Below are 15,662 nucleotides of genomic sequence, written 5' to 3'. Positions count from 1 at the left end.
TGTTTTTAACTTACTGCAAAACAAACAGAAGGAGTATGGCAGCTGCCATACTCCTTCTGTTATTCTGAGCGCAGGCTATACCATCTTGTTAAACTCCTTGCGCAGACGCTTGATAATCCGTTTCTCCAGCCGGGAAATATAGGACTGGGAAATGCCGAGCAGATCGGCCACATCCTTCTGGGTCTTCTCCTCGCCGTCAGCCAGCCCGAAACGCAGCTCCATAATCGTCCGCTCCCGGTCAGAGAGCTTCTCCAGCGCCTTGTGCAGCAGCTTCCGGTCCACCTGCTCCTCAATATTCCGGTATATCGTATCATTCTCGGTCCCCAGCACATCCGACAGCAGCAGTTCATTACCATCCCAGTCGATGTTGAGCGGCTCATCGAAGGAAACCTCGGTGCGAATCTTGCTGTTGCGCCTCAGATACATCAAGATCTCGTTCTCGATACAGCGGGAAGCATAGGTTGCCAGCTTGATCTTCTTCTCCGGGTCAAAGGTATTCACCGCTTTAATCAGTCCAATCGCTCCAATGGAAACCAGGTCCTCGATGTGGATGCCCGTATTCTCGAATTTCCTGGCAATATAAACGACCAGGCGGAGATTCCGTTCGATCAGAATCGCCCGAATGGCAGTATCCCCGGAGGACAATTTGGCCAGCAGGAACTCTTCTTCCTCCCGGGTAAGCGGCGGTGGCAGCGCCTCGCTGCCGCCGATATAATAAATCTCATCGCTCTTCAGCCCGAATAAAAACAAAATCCGGTAATAATATAACTGCAGGATTAATTTCCATTTCACGACCATGTAAAGCCAGTCCTCCCCGTAAAGCATAATGTAGTGACCGGTCAGCCGGCTTTCAGGCTTTCCACCAGCAGCGGATGAATAATTGCCTGATAGGTGCCGTCTGAAACCAGCTTTCCTCCATCCAAACCAATCAGCACCTTGTGAGTTTCATAGACTTGACCGCTGTGCGTTACAATGACCCGGTCCGGCTTCAGAGCCAGCATGAATTGTGTTCCCTTGTTAATGCCCCGGTAAGGCACAAGCCGCAGGCGGTCTCTCCAGGGACTGTCATCATGCTCCAGGCCTGCCAGCAGCAGATCGACTTCCGAATCCTTAATTCGCTTGATCCAGCCAGGCGGCAGCTCCGACTGCCATAGCGACGCCTCCATGACCATGACGGGCGTTCTCGTAAGCGGATCATACAGCTGATTGCCCGTATCAATCAGGCCGGTACAGCATCGCTCCTGATTCCCTATTTGGACCGTAACGTCCGCGAGATGTCCCTGCACGCGCTCGGTCTTGCGGCGGTTGTTCCAGACATACCGGTAGATTAACAGGGACACAGCGCAAGTCCCGGCAACAAACAGCAGTCCCAGCTGCAGCTCAAATCCCAGCCCGCCTGTCCGAGTAAACCACAGACCATCCCACAGCTCTCCGGAGCTTTGCAATAAATAGTGAAATCCGAGCACACCCCCAGCGGCAGCAAAATTAACCCCATAGAAGGCGGCTACATTACGGATGAAATGCTGGAGACTCGCATACCCGAACGCTGTCCACAGCATGAGCAAAGACAGGGCAAATTTGAGAAGGAACGTAAACAGGAAGGATAGCGGCGGCACAAACATCATCACAACATACAATGCACCCATGACTGCTGCGGCTGACAGACGAAGCAGCTTTGGACGAAGCCCCCTAACCCAGGCCGTTGTCAGCAGAACCGCCCCATCAATGAGCAAATTCGTAAAAAAAACTAGATCCACATAGACGACCAGCGGGATTCCCCCTTCTGCATGCCCCTGTCTTGAGGCAACCCTTATCGTTATGGGAACGATTGAGATTAGTATAGTAAAATCATATTTCAATGTCTGTCTAAACATGCCGTCATGCCCGATCTTTTTTTGTCGGGTTGAAAGAAAGAACGCGGTTAATCGGCAGGCCTTGCGCGAAACAGCCGGACTGGTGCAAAAATGATGTCGTACCAACTGCGAGAGCTTGAATGCCGGTTAAGAGATTCACATTAAGAGGACTTCCTGTAGAACGAGAAGGGGGAGATCATGCAGACATAGCTTAGCGGAATAAAAAAAAACTGTTTTCTCAGGGAATGTCCCGGAGAAAACAGCTGCTTATCTAATGCGTTTAACGGTCGCCACGCGGACGATTACGGAGGAATGCCGGAATATCAAGCTGATCACTTGATACGCCGCCACCGAAAGGCTTCAGGTTCGAAGCGCTAGCCGGACGTGATTCTGACGACTGCTGCTCGGTACCCTGCTGCTGCCCCTGTGCAGGATTACGGCGCAGGCTGGCAGGAGGCTTAAGCTCAAAGCCGGTCGCGATAACCGTTACCTTAATATCATCCTTCATATCCTCATTAATACTAGCGCCAAAGATCATATTTACTTCCGGATCGGAAGCGGCAATGACAATCTCGGCCGCCTCATTGACTTCATAGAGTGACAGATTGGCTCCGCCGGTAATGTTCATGATTATCCCTCTGGCGCCATCGATGGACGTCTCCAGCAGCGGGCTCATAATTGCCTTGCGGGCTGCTTCAGCCGCCCGGTTCTCGCCATTTGCCTCGCCAATACCCATCAGGGCCGAACCGCGCTCGGTCATAATGGTCTTCACATCCGCAAAATCGAGGTTGATCAGTCCAGGGACAGCGATCAGGTCGGAGATGCCCTGTACAGCCTGGCGAAGAACATTATCTGCTTCGCGGAAGGCCTCGAGCATTGGCGTCTTCTTATCGACGATTTCCAGCAGACGGTCGTTCGGAATGACAATAAGGGTGTCTACCTTTTCCTTCAGCGCTTCGATGCCAAGATCCGCCTGACCCGAACGCTTCCGTCCCTCGAAGGTGAACGGACGGGTAACTACGCCAACCGTCAGAGCGCCGCATTCACGGGCAATCTCGGCAATGACCGGTGCAGCACCCGTTCCGGTGCCGCCGCCCATACCAGCCGTGACAAACACCATATCTGCACCTTTCAGTGTGTTCGCAATCATATCACGGGATTCCTCGGCCGCCTTCTTGCCGACCTCCGGATTTGCCCCGGCGCCGAGGCCGCGGGTAAGCTTGTCCCCGATTTGAAGCTTTTGCTCTGATTTTGCTATATGAAGCGCCTGTGCATCTGTGTTTACCGTAATAAACTCAACGCCCTTGACGCCATTCTCAATCATCCGGTTAACCGCATTGCTGCCGCCGCCGCCAACACCGATGACTTTTATCTGCGCCAGTTGTTCCATATCAAAATCGAATTCCAACATTTATGATTTCCCCCGATCAAATGAATTCGCTAAACATATTTTTCAGCCGTTCGAACAGCCCAGGCTTGGAGGGCGCAGATGTCGTCGGCCCCTGCTTCCGGGCAGCCGATTTTTTGGGTGAACCGCCTGAGCGGACTCGCATGTAACGGGAGACATACTGAATCATCCCGACCCCGCTCGTATATGCCGGATCGCGGACACCGATGTAATCAGGCACAGCAATCCGTACAGTCGCCTCGAGCTCGCTCTGTGCGAGCGGGAGGACACCCGACATCGACACGGTGCCTCCTGTCAGCACATAGCCGTTCACCTTATCGCCAAACCCCATCCGTCGTACTTCCTGGCGTACCAAATGGAAGATTTCCTGCATCCGCGGCTCAATAATGTTAGCCAAATCCACCTGGGTGAATTCCTTCTCCACATTGCTGCCCATTCGCATAACCTTAAACTTCTGATCTTCCGCCGCTTCATCTACAAGCGAGCAGCCGAACTTAAGCTTAATCTTCTCCGCCTGCTCAGTTTGCGTCCGGAGTCCGTACGAAATATCATTCGTTACATACTCACCGCCGACCGGCAGCGTCGATGTTCCAACCAGACTGCCCTGGTCAAACACCGCAATTGTACATGACCCGGCACCGATATCAACCAGAACCGTACCCATGTTTTTCTCATCCTTGGTAAGTGCCATCTGGCCAGATGCGAGCGACATAAGGATGACGCCCGAAATTTGCAGCTCTGCTTTCTCCACACAACGCATCAGGTTATGTATAGCGGTCTTAGCACCGGTTATAACCGTCGCTTCCACTTCCAGTCTGACGCCAATCATCCCGCGCGGGTCGGATATGCCATCCAGCCCGTCCACCAGGAACTGCTTAGGAACGAGTCCGATAATCTCCCTCTCGGGAGGCAATGCTACGACCTTGGCCGCCTGCAGCACACGTTCAATATCCTCTTCACCGATCTCCCGGTCCTCGTTCGATACGGCAACTACTCCATGGTTCGTTTGCAGGGCGATGTGATTACCTTGAATGCCTACATATACGTCGGATATTTCTATACCAACCATGCGCTCAGCATGATCAACCGCATTGCGGATCGACTGGACGGTCTGGTCGATATCAACGATAGCTCCCTTGCGTATACCCTCCGAGTCGGCAGATCCAACCCCTATAATATTAATGGCTCCGTTTGTCACTTCGCCAATAATAACACGAACTTTGGATGTACCGATGTCCAAACTGACAATGATGTCATTACTGCTCAACCCATGGCACCTCCGTTTCACAATAAATGTTGATTTCAATAGTTAACTATGATTATTAAGAGTACATCATATAATACTAACATATCTGTAGTAGTGCAGACACTGTACTACTAATTCAACGTCCTTTATATTTTCCCTCTTTTTTCTACAATTTTTTTAGGTGTTGTACTCTTCCAATTTTTGCTAACGGTAATACCAAATCCATTACGCTAGCAAAAAACCAAGATTCTGTCAAACCCCATAAATAAAATTGTACCACTGTTTTTTACCGTTGAGTAGTCTCTTTTTACTGCTCCTGCTCCCCTTCAGCCTCGGAAATATAAGGCACATAGCGGTCCGACAGCAGCAGCGTCACACTCCCCGGGTCCTGTGTTTCAATGACCGCCTTAATTGTCTCCACCTTCTCAGGCAGCAGAGAAACGGCTGTTATGATTTCAAACTTCGTCCGGGTATATATTCTGATCCTGTCAGCATATGAATTAGAAGGAAAGGGCATGATCTGGGAAAAATCAGCCAGCAGGTCAGGCGGGATATCGGCCAGCACAGCGGTGAGCTCCTCTCGGACAGGGTCGTCAGCAGGCCAGCCGCTGAGCACAGGCTTGTCCACGACATAATTGCTGCCTGCCGGAAGAACGGTGCCATTAGACAAAATAGCTGATATCTCGCCTTTATCCGACAACTCAAACGCAACGGTTGGATATTCCTTGACGGTTATGTGGACAGCCCCAGGGAATGATTTCGTTACCTCAACTTCTTCAACTGAATTGAGCTGCTTAATCCGCTTTGCAAACTCCGATTCACTCGGGTAGAAGAACGGGTCACCGACCGCAATATCAGCAGCCTCTTGAATCTCAGAAGCACTTATGTGCTGGTGGCCGGTAACCGTGACCGATGATATCTTACTGATTGATGATCGAAAAAACAGTATAGAGAGCAGCACGACGAATAATAACAGAATGATAGCCAGCAGCTTGCGGTTAGCTCTTCGCGCAGGCTTTGGTTCACGTAGTACTGGCATCTGATCCGGCATAACTTGTCCCTTCTTCCATGAAAAAACATCCGGTTCTCATCACGAAAACCGGGAATGAAGCTAATCTCAGCCTGGAATCACGCGGTTATTAAGCGCCGCGCTGTATCTCGTAATCTTGGCACCCAGACGGTTGAAGAGCGTCTCGATCTCGTCATAGCCGCGGTCGATGTGATGCACCTGCTCCACGACTGTCTGCCCTTGTGCCGCCAATCCGGCGATAACAAGCGCTGCTCCTGCCCTCAAATCCGTTGCTTCCACTGTTGCGCCATATAAGCGAGGAACCCCGCGTACAAACGCACAGTTCTGGTCGATCCTGATATCAGCACCCATCCTAACGAGTTCATCCACATGCTTGAACCGTCCCTCAAAGATGGTTTCTTTCATCAGACTGGTGCCATCCGCCAATGCCAGCAGTACCATGACCTGGGATTGAAGATCCGTCGGGAAAGCCGGATAAGGGTTCGTCACAATCCGGTCTACCGCCTTTGGACGGCTTGCACCGCCGACCTTTATTATATCACCGTCAACCACAACTTGAACACCTGCACGGCGCAGAACATGAATCAAAGAGGTCAGGTGGGCCGGGTTCGTATTCTGCAGGGTAACCTGCCCGCGTGTTGCTGCGGCGGCTACCATTACTGTCCCCGTCACAATCCGGTCAGGGATGATCCGGTACCTGCACGGTACGACCGACCGGACACCCTCTATTGTTATTGTATCGGTTCCGGCGCCGAGAATTTTTGCACCCATCTGGTTCAGAAAGTGTTGTAAATCCTGGATTTCCGGCTCCCGGGCTGCATTGGTTATAGTGGTAATGCCCTCAGCCAGCACCGCGGCCATCATAATATTTTCGGTTGCGCCAACACTTGGGAAATCGAGCACGATATCGGCACCCTTCAGCCGTTCGGCCGTACAGATAATCCGGCTGCCCGTTTCCTTGATTTCTGCTCCGAGTGCTTCTAGCCCGCGCAAATGAAGATCAATCTTACGCTCTCCGATTGCGCATCCCCCCGGCTGGTAGATTTCCACCCGGCCAAAGCGGGCCAAGAGCGGCCCCATAAGGAAAATCGACGATCGCATCTGTCTCATCAGCGTCTCCGGCACATGCGATGAATGCAGTGATGCCGTATCTAAAGCGACCGACTGTCCGATATGCTCGGCTCTGCAGCCAAGGTCACGCAGAATGCTCAGCATCACATCAATATCAAGCAATTTGGGCACCTGATCAATGATCACTGTGCCATCCACCAGCAAACTTGCGGCCAGAATCGGTAAAGCGGCATTTTTCGCACCTTGGATGACAATTGTTCCGGAGAGTGGTTTGCCGCCTTCAATCACCAATTTGTCCAATGCTTCACCTCCGATTTACCGCTCACCCACCACCAGCACCTCAGGTACCAGTTCGACGCCGAAGCGCTCCTGTACCGTCCGCTTGATATGTGACATAAGGGTGAGGACGTCTTCGGCAGACGCCTGCCCGGTGTTCACGATGAAATTGGCATGCAGCTCGGATACTTGAGCACCGCCGATCTGGAAGCCTTTAAGTCCGGCTTCTTGAATCAGGCGGGCAGCATGATCCTCCGGAGGATTGCGGAACACACTGCCACAAGTAGCCATCTTGAGCGGTTGTGTCCGCAGTCTCCGGTCTTTGTACGATGCCATGGCCGCCGCGATTTCCTTGCGGTCCCCCGGCTGCAGTTCGAATACTGCCTCCACAACAACGCCCGGCGTATCATGGAGGAAGGAATGACGGTAGGAGAACTGCATCTCGTCAAGCCCGAAGCGTACCAATTCACCAGAACCCAGTACGATGTCTGCCGATTTGAATATTCGTGACACATCCGACCCGTGTGCGCCGGCGTTCATATAGACGGCCCCGCCGACCGTACCCGGAATCCCCCCCGCGAATTCGAGTCCGGTCAGCCCCTCTTTGCCCGCAAGCACGGACAGTTTGATAAAGGAGTATGCGGCCCCCGCATAAGCCTGATTGCCTTCAAACCGGACATAGTCCAGTCCTTTGCCGGGCTTGATTACAACACCACGGATCCCCTTGTCGCTCACCAGCATATTAGAGCCGCGACCCAAGTTCGTCCAAGACAGGCCCTGCGCAGACAGAAGCTTGACTGCGGCAATGAGCTCTTCCTTGGTCTCTGGTATGACGAGGATATCCGCCGGTCCGCCGATTTTCCAGGTGGTATATTCCGCAAGCGGCTCCTGGATCAGTACGGTTCCTGCTCCGGCTTCTTTCAATTGTTCGATTAATTGCTCCATGGTCGATCCTCCTTGTGCTTGAATTGAGCGGAATGGGCCGAGCGCCTCTTCCGTCCGGCTGTTCAGGCGCGGAAACCGTTCGCCGTCAGGCGGCTGTCACGAGTTATACGGTATTTTATGCCCGTATGACAGGGAGTGTGACAATCGCCCAGGACAGTCCTCTTATTTGCGCTTGATCAGCGTCTTTATCTCGGAGGCTATAACATTCGCGGACTGCGGCATGCCCAGCTTGCGTGCCGCTTCCCCCATAGCACGCAGCCTGTCTTCCTTGCTGACAATGGCACCAATCTCTTTAAGCAGCTTTTGCCCTGTGAGATCGCGTTCCAAAATCATGACGGCCGCGCCGGCATCCGCCAGACTTCTTGCATTAGGCTCCTGGTGATTCCCCGTCACATTAGGTGAAGGAATCAGAATGGACGGAATCCCGAGGGCCGTAATTTCCGCTAGTGAGGAAGCGCCTGAACGGCTGACGACCAGCGAGGTAGCCGCAAGCACCTCCGCCATATTGTTGAGATAAGGCACAATATGCAGTCTCGATAGTGATCCGCCCTTCAGGGAAGCTACCTGCTCCCGGGTTTTCTCATAATAGGTTTCCCCTGTAACAAACACAAACTGGACGCCCGGTATGTCGTCCAGTTGCGGTGCCATTTCCACCATCGCGTCATTAAAGGCCTTCGCACCCCGGCTGCCGCCGACAAACAGCACAATGCGGCTTCCCGCCGGGATCCCGAGTGATGCAAAGCCTTTCGCTTTATCGGCATGCAGCACATTTGTTGCGCAGGGATTTCCAGTATGAATAACCTTGCTGTGGCTGCCGAAACGGCCAATTGACTCCTTGAAGCTGACGGCAACCGTGTCCGCGTAGCGGCTGAGAAATTTATTGGTCAGGCCCGGGTCAACATTCTGCTCATGAATTACTGTCGGTATACCAAGCTTCGCTGCCGCATACACGACAGGTCCGCATACATATCCTCCCGTGCCGATTACCACATCGGGCCTGAAGCGCCGAAGCAGGCCTTTGGCCCGCTTGACACCCTTCACAAACCGGATAACTGTCTTTATATTCTCCAGCGAAAGCTTGCGTCTGAAGCCGGTTATGTCTACCGATTCGAACGGTATCCCGAGCTCCGGCACGATCCGGCTTTCCAGACCGCGCCCGGTCCCGATATACAGCAGCTCAGTGTCCGGCTCTTCACGCTGCAGCTGTCTTCCGATAGCCACTGCAGGATAGATGTGCCCGCCTGTGCCGCCTCCGGTCAATACAACTTTCATCTGGCTCACCTCGAATATCGGGATATATTAATTAAGATGCCAAGCGCTGTGAGCAGCAGGGTTAGCGATGAGCCCCCATAGCTGACAAGCGGCAGTGTGATGCCCGTTACAGGCATCATGCCGATAACAACGCCAATATTGATAAAAACCTGTACGGCCACAATGCCAATAATACCGATAGCCAGCAGGCTGCCGAACAAGTCGGGAGCCATTATAGCAGTCCGCATGCCTCGCCATACAAGGATAAGGAATAAGATAATCAAGGCTGAGCCGCCAATGAATCCCAGCTCCTCAGAGAGGATGGAGAAGATAAAATCGGTCTGCGGCTCAGGTAGATAGTTATACTTTTGCCGGCTCATGCCGAGCCCGAGTCCAACCAGCCCGCCCGGACCTATTGCATACAGCGACTGGATCGATTGATAGCCCGCTCCGAGCGGGTCCTGCCAGGGATCCAGAAAGGCTGTAATACGCTGCATCCGGTAAGGAGCAGCAATAATCAGGCCGACGAGCCCGGCGACCCCGACGAGTGCCAGCGACATCAGATGCTTGAGACGGGCACCCGCCGTATATATAACCAGCAATGCCGCTCCCATCATAACCGCCCCGCTGCCGAGATCAGGCTGAAGCATAATGAGCCCGAACGCTGCACCCATGATGCCGAGCGGCGGCAGCAGGCCTTTGGTAAAATGAACAATCGTCTGCTGTTTATCAGACAAATACTTGGCCAGGAAGATTACCATTGCCAGCTTCATAAACTCGGACGGCTGAATCCCGAAGGAGCTGATGCCAAGCCAGCTGCGCGCCCCGCCGCGCACGACGCCGACGCCGGGAATAAGCACGAGGAGCAGCAAGCCGAAACAGACAAGCAGTGCGGCAAGCCCCATTCTGCGCCACACCCAGTAATCTGTATTGGCGGTGAAGATCATCGCGCCGATTCCTAGCGCCGCGAACAGCAACTGCCGCTTAACATAATAATAAGAGTCACCAAAGTCATGAAACGCGAGTACGGCACTTGCGCTGTATACCATGACAATACCCATTGTCAATATGAAGGCAATGGCGGCAATCATCCAGATATCCGGGGCCTTGCGGGCTTTCGTCATCTAAGCGACACCTCTTGCTATGAATAGTAGGGACAAGCCCTCTATTACAAGGTATGCGCCGATTCCTTAAAAATTCGCCCCCGCTGCTCGTAAGATTGGAACATATCCCAGCTCGCGCAGGCAGGAGACAATAATACGGCATCCCCAGGGCGCGCAAGCGCGGCTGCTTCACGAACCGCGTGGCGGAGTGTGGTTTCGGCATCCTCCAAAGGATCGACCGTTACCACCGCCGTTAAACCTGCAAGCTCCGCAACCCGGCTGATCTTCTCCCTCGTTTGCCCGATTGCCACTACCGCCCGGACCCGGCTCTTGAACAGCGGCAGCAGATCCATATAATCCGAGCCGCGGTCCAGTCCGCCCGCTATCAGCACGATCGGCTCCTTCAGAGAACCTACGGACATCGTTGTTGCGGTCGGATTCGTCGCTTTTGAATCATTGTAATAAGCCACGCCATGGAACGAACCGACAAATTCCAGTCTGTGCTCTACACCGCGGAAATTCCGAAGCGGCTCGGCCAGCAGCTTCGGATCCGCTCCCGCCGCCAGAACGGCTGCGGCAGCTGCAAGCGCATTAGCCGCGTTATGCCTCCCTGGAATCCCCAGCTCAGCAGCGGCCGCTATTGGAATCACGCCTTTATCCGACTTCCAGACAATCTGCCTGGTATCCGAATTGGTGTCTTCCTCTCCGGCAGGCGGATAAGGAGGCTCCATATAGACTCCCGAATCCAGCCTCTGATAAGCGGCGAAAGGAAGCAATCTAGCCTGGAGCATATCCGCAAGCCGGCGGCATACCGGGTCATCCCAGTTCAATACGGCAGTGTCCTCAGCAGTCTGATTCGCAAACAACCTGGCCTTGGATGCTACATAATCGTCCATGTCCCCGTGATAATCAAGATGGGTTTCCGCAAGGTTGAGCAGAACGGCTACCCGCGGTCTGAATTCGGAGGTCCCCTTTAACTGAAAGCTGCTTAGCTCGGCCACAAGCCACTGTTCAGCTGTCGCTTCCTCAGCAGCTTCACATAACGGACGCCCAATGTTGCCGGCTATTATCGGCAGCATGCCAGCCGCCTCGAGCAGCTTGCCGGTCCAGGTCGTGGTTGTCGTTTTGCCGTTCGAACCGGTAATGCCGAGGATTGGCGCTGGAGAGAGCCAGTAGGCAACCTCCACCTCAGTCACAATCTCTATCCCCAGTGCTTCCGCAGTCCGTACGGGTCCGACATGATAAGGAATGCCCGGGTTCTTAATGAGCAGCGCTGTATCCTCTGTAATCAGATCTTCTGGATGACCGCCGCAGATGACAGAAATACCCAAAGCATCCAATTCAGATGCTTCGGGACACTTTTCCCGCTCTTTTTGGTCATTGACGACGACGTTTGCCCCGTATGAGTGAAACACTTTGGCGACGCTGACGCCGCTCTTGGCAAGACCAAGCACGACAACGCGCCGGCCGCGATAGGTTAGCGGATGATTCATGGTGACACTCCTTCGTGTTGGAAAGCAGCAAGGCTGCTGACTGTGATAGATTCGGCGGACAGGATGCCATTCGCCGTGCCGCTTTACATGAAGCGGTAGAGTGCAAGCCCGGCTGCCGCGAAGAGAATGCCGACCGCCCAGAATGAGGTCACAACCTTCCACTCCGACCAGCCCGACAGCTCAAAGTGATGATGAATCGGGCTCATCTTGAAAATTCGTTTGCCCCGCAGCTTGAAGGATCCGACCTGCAGTATAACGGAGAGCATCTCCAGTACGAAGACACCGCCGATTACGATCAGCAGCAGCTCTGTCTTGGTCAGAATCGCAACCGCCGCAAGACCTCCCCCGATGCCAAGCGAGCCTGTATCCCCCATGAACACCTTGGCCGGATGTGCATTATAAACCAGGAAGCCCAGCACAGCGCCGATCATGGCGGCCGAGAAGACAACCGATTCATATTCCGCTGTTTGCAGCGCAATCAGGATGAAGGCTCCGAATGCGACAGCGCTCGTCCCCGACAGCAGGCCGTCGACACCATCGGTAAAGTTAACGGCATTGCTCGTCGCAAATAGAATAATTACAACAAAAATATAGTAGAACCACTGCAGATCGAAGCTCAAATCCGTCCCTGGCACGGCTATAGCCGTGCTGTGCTCCATCTGATACAGAAGGACGCACATGATAACGGAGAAGAGCAGCTGTCCAAACAGCTTCTGCTTGGCCGTTAGCCCAAGCGACCGCTTGAAGGCGATCTTGATATAATCATCCAGAAAGCCTATCAAGCCAAAACCGAGTGAAGCGGTGATCAGCACCCAGAAATCCATGGTGTGGTCTGCAAACTTTAGAAACGAAATGACCATGGCCAGCATAATGATAATGCCGCCCATTGTCGGAGTACCCTTCTTCTTCAAGTGGCTCTGCGGCCCGTCACTGCGGATCTGCTGGCCAAACTTCATTCTCCGCAGCAGCGGAATAAATAAAGGCCCGAGAACAACCGCTAGCAGAAAAGATGCACCGAGCGCAAATAATATGACCTTTATGTCCAAGACGACTCCCCCTGTCACCGCTCTAATGCCTGAACGGTTTCTTCCATGCGCATGCCCCGTGAGCCCTTAACAAGCACAAGATCCTCTGTTGCCAGATGTTCCCGCAAATAAGCATTAAGCGCAGCTTTATCTTCAAAATGCCTGACATTCTCTTCGCCCAAATGCTGCTTCGCCCCTTCAGCCGTATGCCAAGACAGCGGACCGTACGTAAGCAGCCGATCCACCGACCCCGGCCTCAGCATAGCGCCGATCTCATAATGCAGCTTCTGCTCCTCCGGTCCAAGCTCCAGCATATCCGCCAGCACAAGCCACTTGCGGCTGAAGCCTGTCAGCTCGCTGACAAGGCTGATGGCGGCACGAACTGCAGTAGGATTGGCATTGTACGCGTCGTTGAGAAGGGTTGCTCCGTTAAAAGCCCGCAGCGATTCGATTCTCATGCCAGTCAGACGCGTCCCCGCCATCCCCTCGGCAATCTGCTCTTCGGTCAGGCCGCAAAGGCGCCCTGCTGCTGCAGCCGCCGCTGCATTGGAAATATTGTGACGGCCGGGAACCGGCAGCTCCAGCAGCATTGTGTCCGCCGTACTATTTAATGCCGGGTATAGCCGGAATGCAGATGACTGGACGTCAATGCTTACCGGTTCCGCCCGCCAGTCGCAGCTCTCAGTGAAGCCGAAGGTCTGTACCTTAACATCTTCAGCCATCGAGGCCAGCGCAGCCTGCCCGGTTGGCCCGGTTAGCAGCGGCTCATCGCCATTGATCAGCAGGACGCCGCCGGGTGTTACACCTTCTGCGATCTCCAGCTTCGCCTTAGCGATGCCTTCCCGCGATCCGAGCTGCAGCAGATGTGCATCTCCAATGTTGGTGATCATGGCAATCTGAGGCTCCGCAATACGGGTCAGCAGGCTGATTTCGCCAAAGCCGCTCATCCCCATCTCCAGCACAGCGTATTCCACATTCTCATCCATTGCCAGAATGGTAAGCGGGAGTCCGATATGATTGTTAAGATTGCCCTCGGTTTTATGTACACGGAAGCGGACCGCAAGCACAGCCGCTACCAAATCCTTTGTTGTGGTCTTGCCGTTGCTTCCCGTAATGCCAATAATTCTTACAGGGAGCTGCCGGCGGTATGAGGATGCCAGCTTTTGCAGTGCAGCCAGCGTGTCCGGCACGAAGACAAGGGGCCTGGAACTGAGTTCTTCCGGCACCAACCTGTCCTGCTGCCAGAACGCGATAGCAATTCCTCTGTCAAAGCAATCAGCAGTATATTGATGACCGTCAAACCGTTCTCCTGCAAGCGGAATAAACAATTGGCCTTCAGTCGCTCTGCGCGAATCGGTCGTTGTCCCGCAGAACCGATCGCCGCCTCTCTTCTTCGCCGCCTCGTTGAGCGTACCTCCGCACATGCTTGCCAGCTCAGTAAACGTTCGATTAATCACGGATGTAATCTCCTTATCGCTTCCTTGGCCTCCTGCCGGTCATCGAAGTCAAGAACTTCCTTGCCGACAATCTGATAGGTTTCATGGCCTTTCCCCGCAATCAATACTACATCGTCAGAGCTTGCCATTTCAACCGCTTTTTGAATCGCTGCACGCCGGTCTATCTCCATGATGTAGCGGTCAGCAGAGACGCCCTTTTCCGCAAGCCCCGCTTCAATATCAGCCAGAATCGTCTGCGGGTCCTCGGTGCGCGGATTATCCGACGTCACGATGACGTAATCAGCATAGTCTGCCGCAATCTTCCCCATGATCGGCCGTTTGGTACGGTCACGGTCACCCCCGCAGCCAAACACACATATGACCTTGCGCTCCGCAAATTCTCGGACTGCCTTAAGTACATTCTCCAGACCGTCCGGCGTATGCGCGTAGTCTACAATGACCGCAAAGTCCTGGCCGGCCTGAACCGCCTCCACACGCCCCGGAACACCGGGTATAGCCTCCAGACTAGCCTTGGCTTCTTCCAATGAAATCCCCTCCGCAAGGGCAGCAGCCAAAGCGGCGAGTGCATTATAGACATTAAACTTGCCGACCATCTGCAGGGTTATATCCGTCTCTCCCTTGAAGGTACGCACATGAAAAGACGTTCCCTGAGCCGTAATGCGGATATTAACCGCTCGAACATCCGCTTCCCTATCGACTCCGTAGGTAATCACCTCGACAGCAGCAGCCCGGGCGTAAGCTGCCGAAGCTTCATCATCCGCATTAAGCACCGCTGTAACCCGTTCGTCCGGGCTAGCCCCGAATGTATTGCCGAGCCGGGCAAACAGCAGCTCCTTCGCTGCAGCATACCGGTCCATCGTTCCGTGGTAATCAAGATGATCCTGCGTCAGATTCGTAAACACCGCCGTCTTGAAGCGGCAGCCCTTTACCCGTCCCTGCTCAAGGGCATGGGAGGAAACCTCTATCGCACAGTATTCCGTACCTTCATCAGCCATCTCGGCCAGATACTCCTGCAGCTCAAGGGCTTCAGGCGTCGTTCCCGACATCGGGTATGATTTGCCTCCGAAGCGGCGCTCAATTGTTCCTATCACCCCGGCCTTGCGGCCTGCTCCCTGCATAATTCGTTCGATCAGATAAGTCGTTGTTGTCTTGCCATTGGTCCCGGTTACACCGATTACCTTCATCTCTCTGCTTGGATGCCCGTAATACCGGTCCGCCATCGCAGCCATAGCAAGCCGGCAGCTCTTCACGATAATCTGCGGCACTTGAAGCGGCAGCAGCCTCTCTACAACAAGAGCAGAAGCTCCTCCGGCAACCGCCTGTCCGGCATAATCGTGACCATCCACGGTATGTCCCGGCAGGCAGATAAACAGATTACCCGGCTTGACTTTACGTGAATCAGTCTGCAGTCCGGTAACCGTAATGTCTTCCCCTTCCAGCCGGGAAGTTAGCAGGAGACCCGCCAGTTCACTCAGCAGCATATCTATTCCTCCATTATATGGTT

At 53.8% G+C, this 15,662-nt stretch carries 13 protein-coding genes; all 13 read right to left on the bottom strand.

Features of this window, described 5'->3' with window-relative positions:
• Window positions 1–75: 75 nt before the first annotated feature.
• Window positions 76–798, bottom strand: a complete 723-nt coding sequence (gene sigE, locus L1N82_RS00770) for an RNA polymerase sporulation sigma factor SigE (RefSeq protein WP_235285424.1) — start codon at window positions 796–798, stop codon at window positions 76–78.
• A 41-nt stretch (window positions 799–839) separates the two neighbouring features.
• Entirely contained in the window at window positions 840–1,859 is a 1,020-nt protein-coding gene (gene spoIIGA / locus L1N82_RS00765; protein ID WP_235285423.1) for a sigma-E processing peptidase SpoIIGA, read from the bottom strand.
• A gap of 274 nt (window positions 1,860–2,133) precedes the next feature.
• Window positions 2,134–3,264: a cell division protein FtsZ gene (gene ftsZ, locus L1N82_RS00760; RefSeq protein WP_235285422.1), complete on the bottom strand. Its 1,131-nt coding sequence runs from the start codon at window positions 3,262–3,264 to the stop codon at window positions 2,134–2,136.
• Between the two features lie 16 nt (window positions 3,265–3,280).
• Window positions 3,281–4,528 (bottom strand): cell division protein FtsA, encoded by a 1,248-nt coding sequence (gene ftsA / locus L1N82_RS00755; RefSeq protein ID WP_235285421.1) that lies wholly within the window; start codon window positions 4,526–4,528, stop codon window positions 3,281–3,283.
• A 286-nt stretch (window positions 4,529–4,814) separates the two neighbouring features.
• On the bottom strand, window positions 4,815–5,558 hold the full coding sequence (locus L1N82_RS00750) for a cell division protein FtsQ/DivIB (protein ID WP_235285420.1): 744 nt from the start codon (window positions 5,556–5,558) through the stop codon (window positions 4,815–4,817).
• Window positions 5,559–5,624: 66 nt separating this feature from the next.
• Entirely contained in the window at window positions 5,625–6,908 is a 1,284-nt protein-coding gene (murA, locus tag L1N82_RS00745) for a UDP-N-acetylglucosamine 1-carboxyvinyltransferase (protein WP_235285419.1), read from the bottom strand.
• A 15-nt stretch (window positions 6,909–6,923) separates the two neighbouring features.
• The gene (murB, locus tag L1N82_RS00740) at window positions 6,924–7,829 is read right to left on the bottom strand and encodes a UDP-N-acetylmuramate dehydrogenase (RefSeq protein WP_235285418.1); all 906 of its coding nucleotides are present in this window, start codon (window positions 7,827–7,829) and stop codon (window positions 6,924–6,926) included.
• A gap of 162 nt (window positions 7,830–7,991) precedes the next feature.
• Window positions 7,992–9,101: an undecaprenyldiphospho-muramoylpentapeptide beta-N-acetylglucosaminyltransferase gene (gene murG / locus L1N82_RS00735; protein WP_235285417.1), complete on the bottom strand. Its 1,110-nt coding sequence runs from the start codon at window positions 9,099–9,101 to the stop codon at window positions 7,992–7,994.
• Between the two features lie 5 nt (window positions 9,102–9,106).
• Window positions 9,107–10,204: a stage V sporulation protein E gene (spoVE, locus tag L1N82_RS00730; RefSeq protein ID WP_235285416.1), complete on the bottom strand. Its 1,098-nt coding sequence runs from the start codon at window positions 10,202–10,204 to the stop codon at window positions 9,107–9,109.
• Between the two features lie 44 nt (window positions 10,205–10,248).
• Window positions 10,249–11,676 (bottom strand): UDP-N-acetylmuramoyl-L-alanine--D-glutamate ligase, encoded by a 1,428-nt coding sequence (gene murD / locus L1N82_RS00725; protein WP_235285415.1) that lies wholly within the window; start codon window positions 11,674–11,676, stop codon window positions 10,249–10,251.
• 83 nt (window positions 11,677–11,759) lie between these two features.
• Window positions 11,760–12,722, bottom strand: a complete 963-nt coding sequence (gene mraY / locus L1N82_RS00720) for a phospho-N-acetylmuramoyl-pentapeptide-transferase (protein WP_235285414.1) — start codon at window positions 12,720–12,722, stop codon at window positions 11,760–11,762.
• A gap of 14 nt (window positions 12,723–12,736) precedes the next feature.
• Window positions 12,737–14,158 carry a UDP-N-acetylmuramoyl-tripeptide--D-alanyl-D-alanine ligase gene (locus L1N82_RS00715; protein ID WP_235285413.1) on the bottom strand — a complete coding sequence of 474 codons (1,422 nt, stop codon included), beginning with the start codon at window positions 14,156–14,158 and terminating at the stop codon, window positions 12,737–12,739.
• Window positions 14,155–15,639, bottom strand: a complete 1,485-nt coding sequence (locus L1N82_RS00710) for a UDP-N-acetylmuramoyl-L-alanyl-D-glutamate--2,6-diaminopimelate ligase (RefSeq protein WP_235285412.1) — start codon at window positions 15,637–15,639, stop codon at window positions 14,155–14,157. The genes L1N82_RS00715 and L1N82_RS00710 overlap by 4 nt, the downstream gene beginning before the upstream one ends.
• Window positions 15,640–15,662: the final 23 nt, after the last annotated feature.

This window comes from Paenibacillus tarimensis (assembly GCF_021532315.1).
GTDB classification, from domain to species: domain Bacteria; phylum Bacillota; class Bacilli; order Paenibacillales; family Paenibacillaceae; genus Paenibacillus_I; species Paenibacillus_I tarimensis.
Note: the sequence above shows the minus strand (reverse complement) of the source record. Positions and strands in the feature narration are given on the sequence as shown.

What these genes read in the sequence shown, in the direction of transcription:
- sigE (WP_235285424.1), bottom strand. Translation starts at nt 798, where the DNA reads ATGGTCGTGAAATGGAAATTAATCCTGCAGTTATATTATTACCGGATT.
- ftsZ (WP_235285422.1), bottom strand. Translation starts at nt 3,264, where the DNA reads ATGTTGGAATTCGATTTTGATATGGAACAACTGGCGCAGATAAAAGTC.
- L1N82_RS00750 (WP_235285420.1), bottom strand. Translation starts at nt 5,558, where the DNA reads ATGCCGGATCAGATGCCAGTACTACGTGAACCAAAGCCTGCGCGAAGA.
- murB (WP_235285418.1), bottom strand. Translation starts at nt 7,829, where the DNA reads ATGGAGCAATTAATCGAACAATTGAAAGAAGCCGGAGCAGGAACCGTA.
- murG (WP_235285417.1), bottom strand. Translation starts at nt 9,101, where the DNA reads ATGAAAGTTGTATTGACCGGAGGCGGCACAGGCGGGCACATCTATCCT.
- spoVE (WP_235285416.1), bottom strand. Translation starts at nt 10,204, where the DNA reads ATGACGAAAGCCCGCAAGGCCCCGGATATCTGGATGATTGCCGCCATT.
- murD (WP_235285415.1), bottom strand. Translation starts at nt 11,676, where the DNA reads ATGAATCATCCGCTAACCTATCGCGGCCGGCGCGTTGTCGTGCTTGGT.
- L1N82_RS00710 (WP_235285412.1), bottom strand. Translation starts at nt 15,639, where the DNA reads ATGCTGCTGAGTGAACTGGCGGGTCTCCTGCTAACTTCCCGGCTGGAA.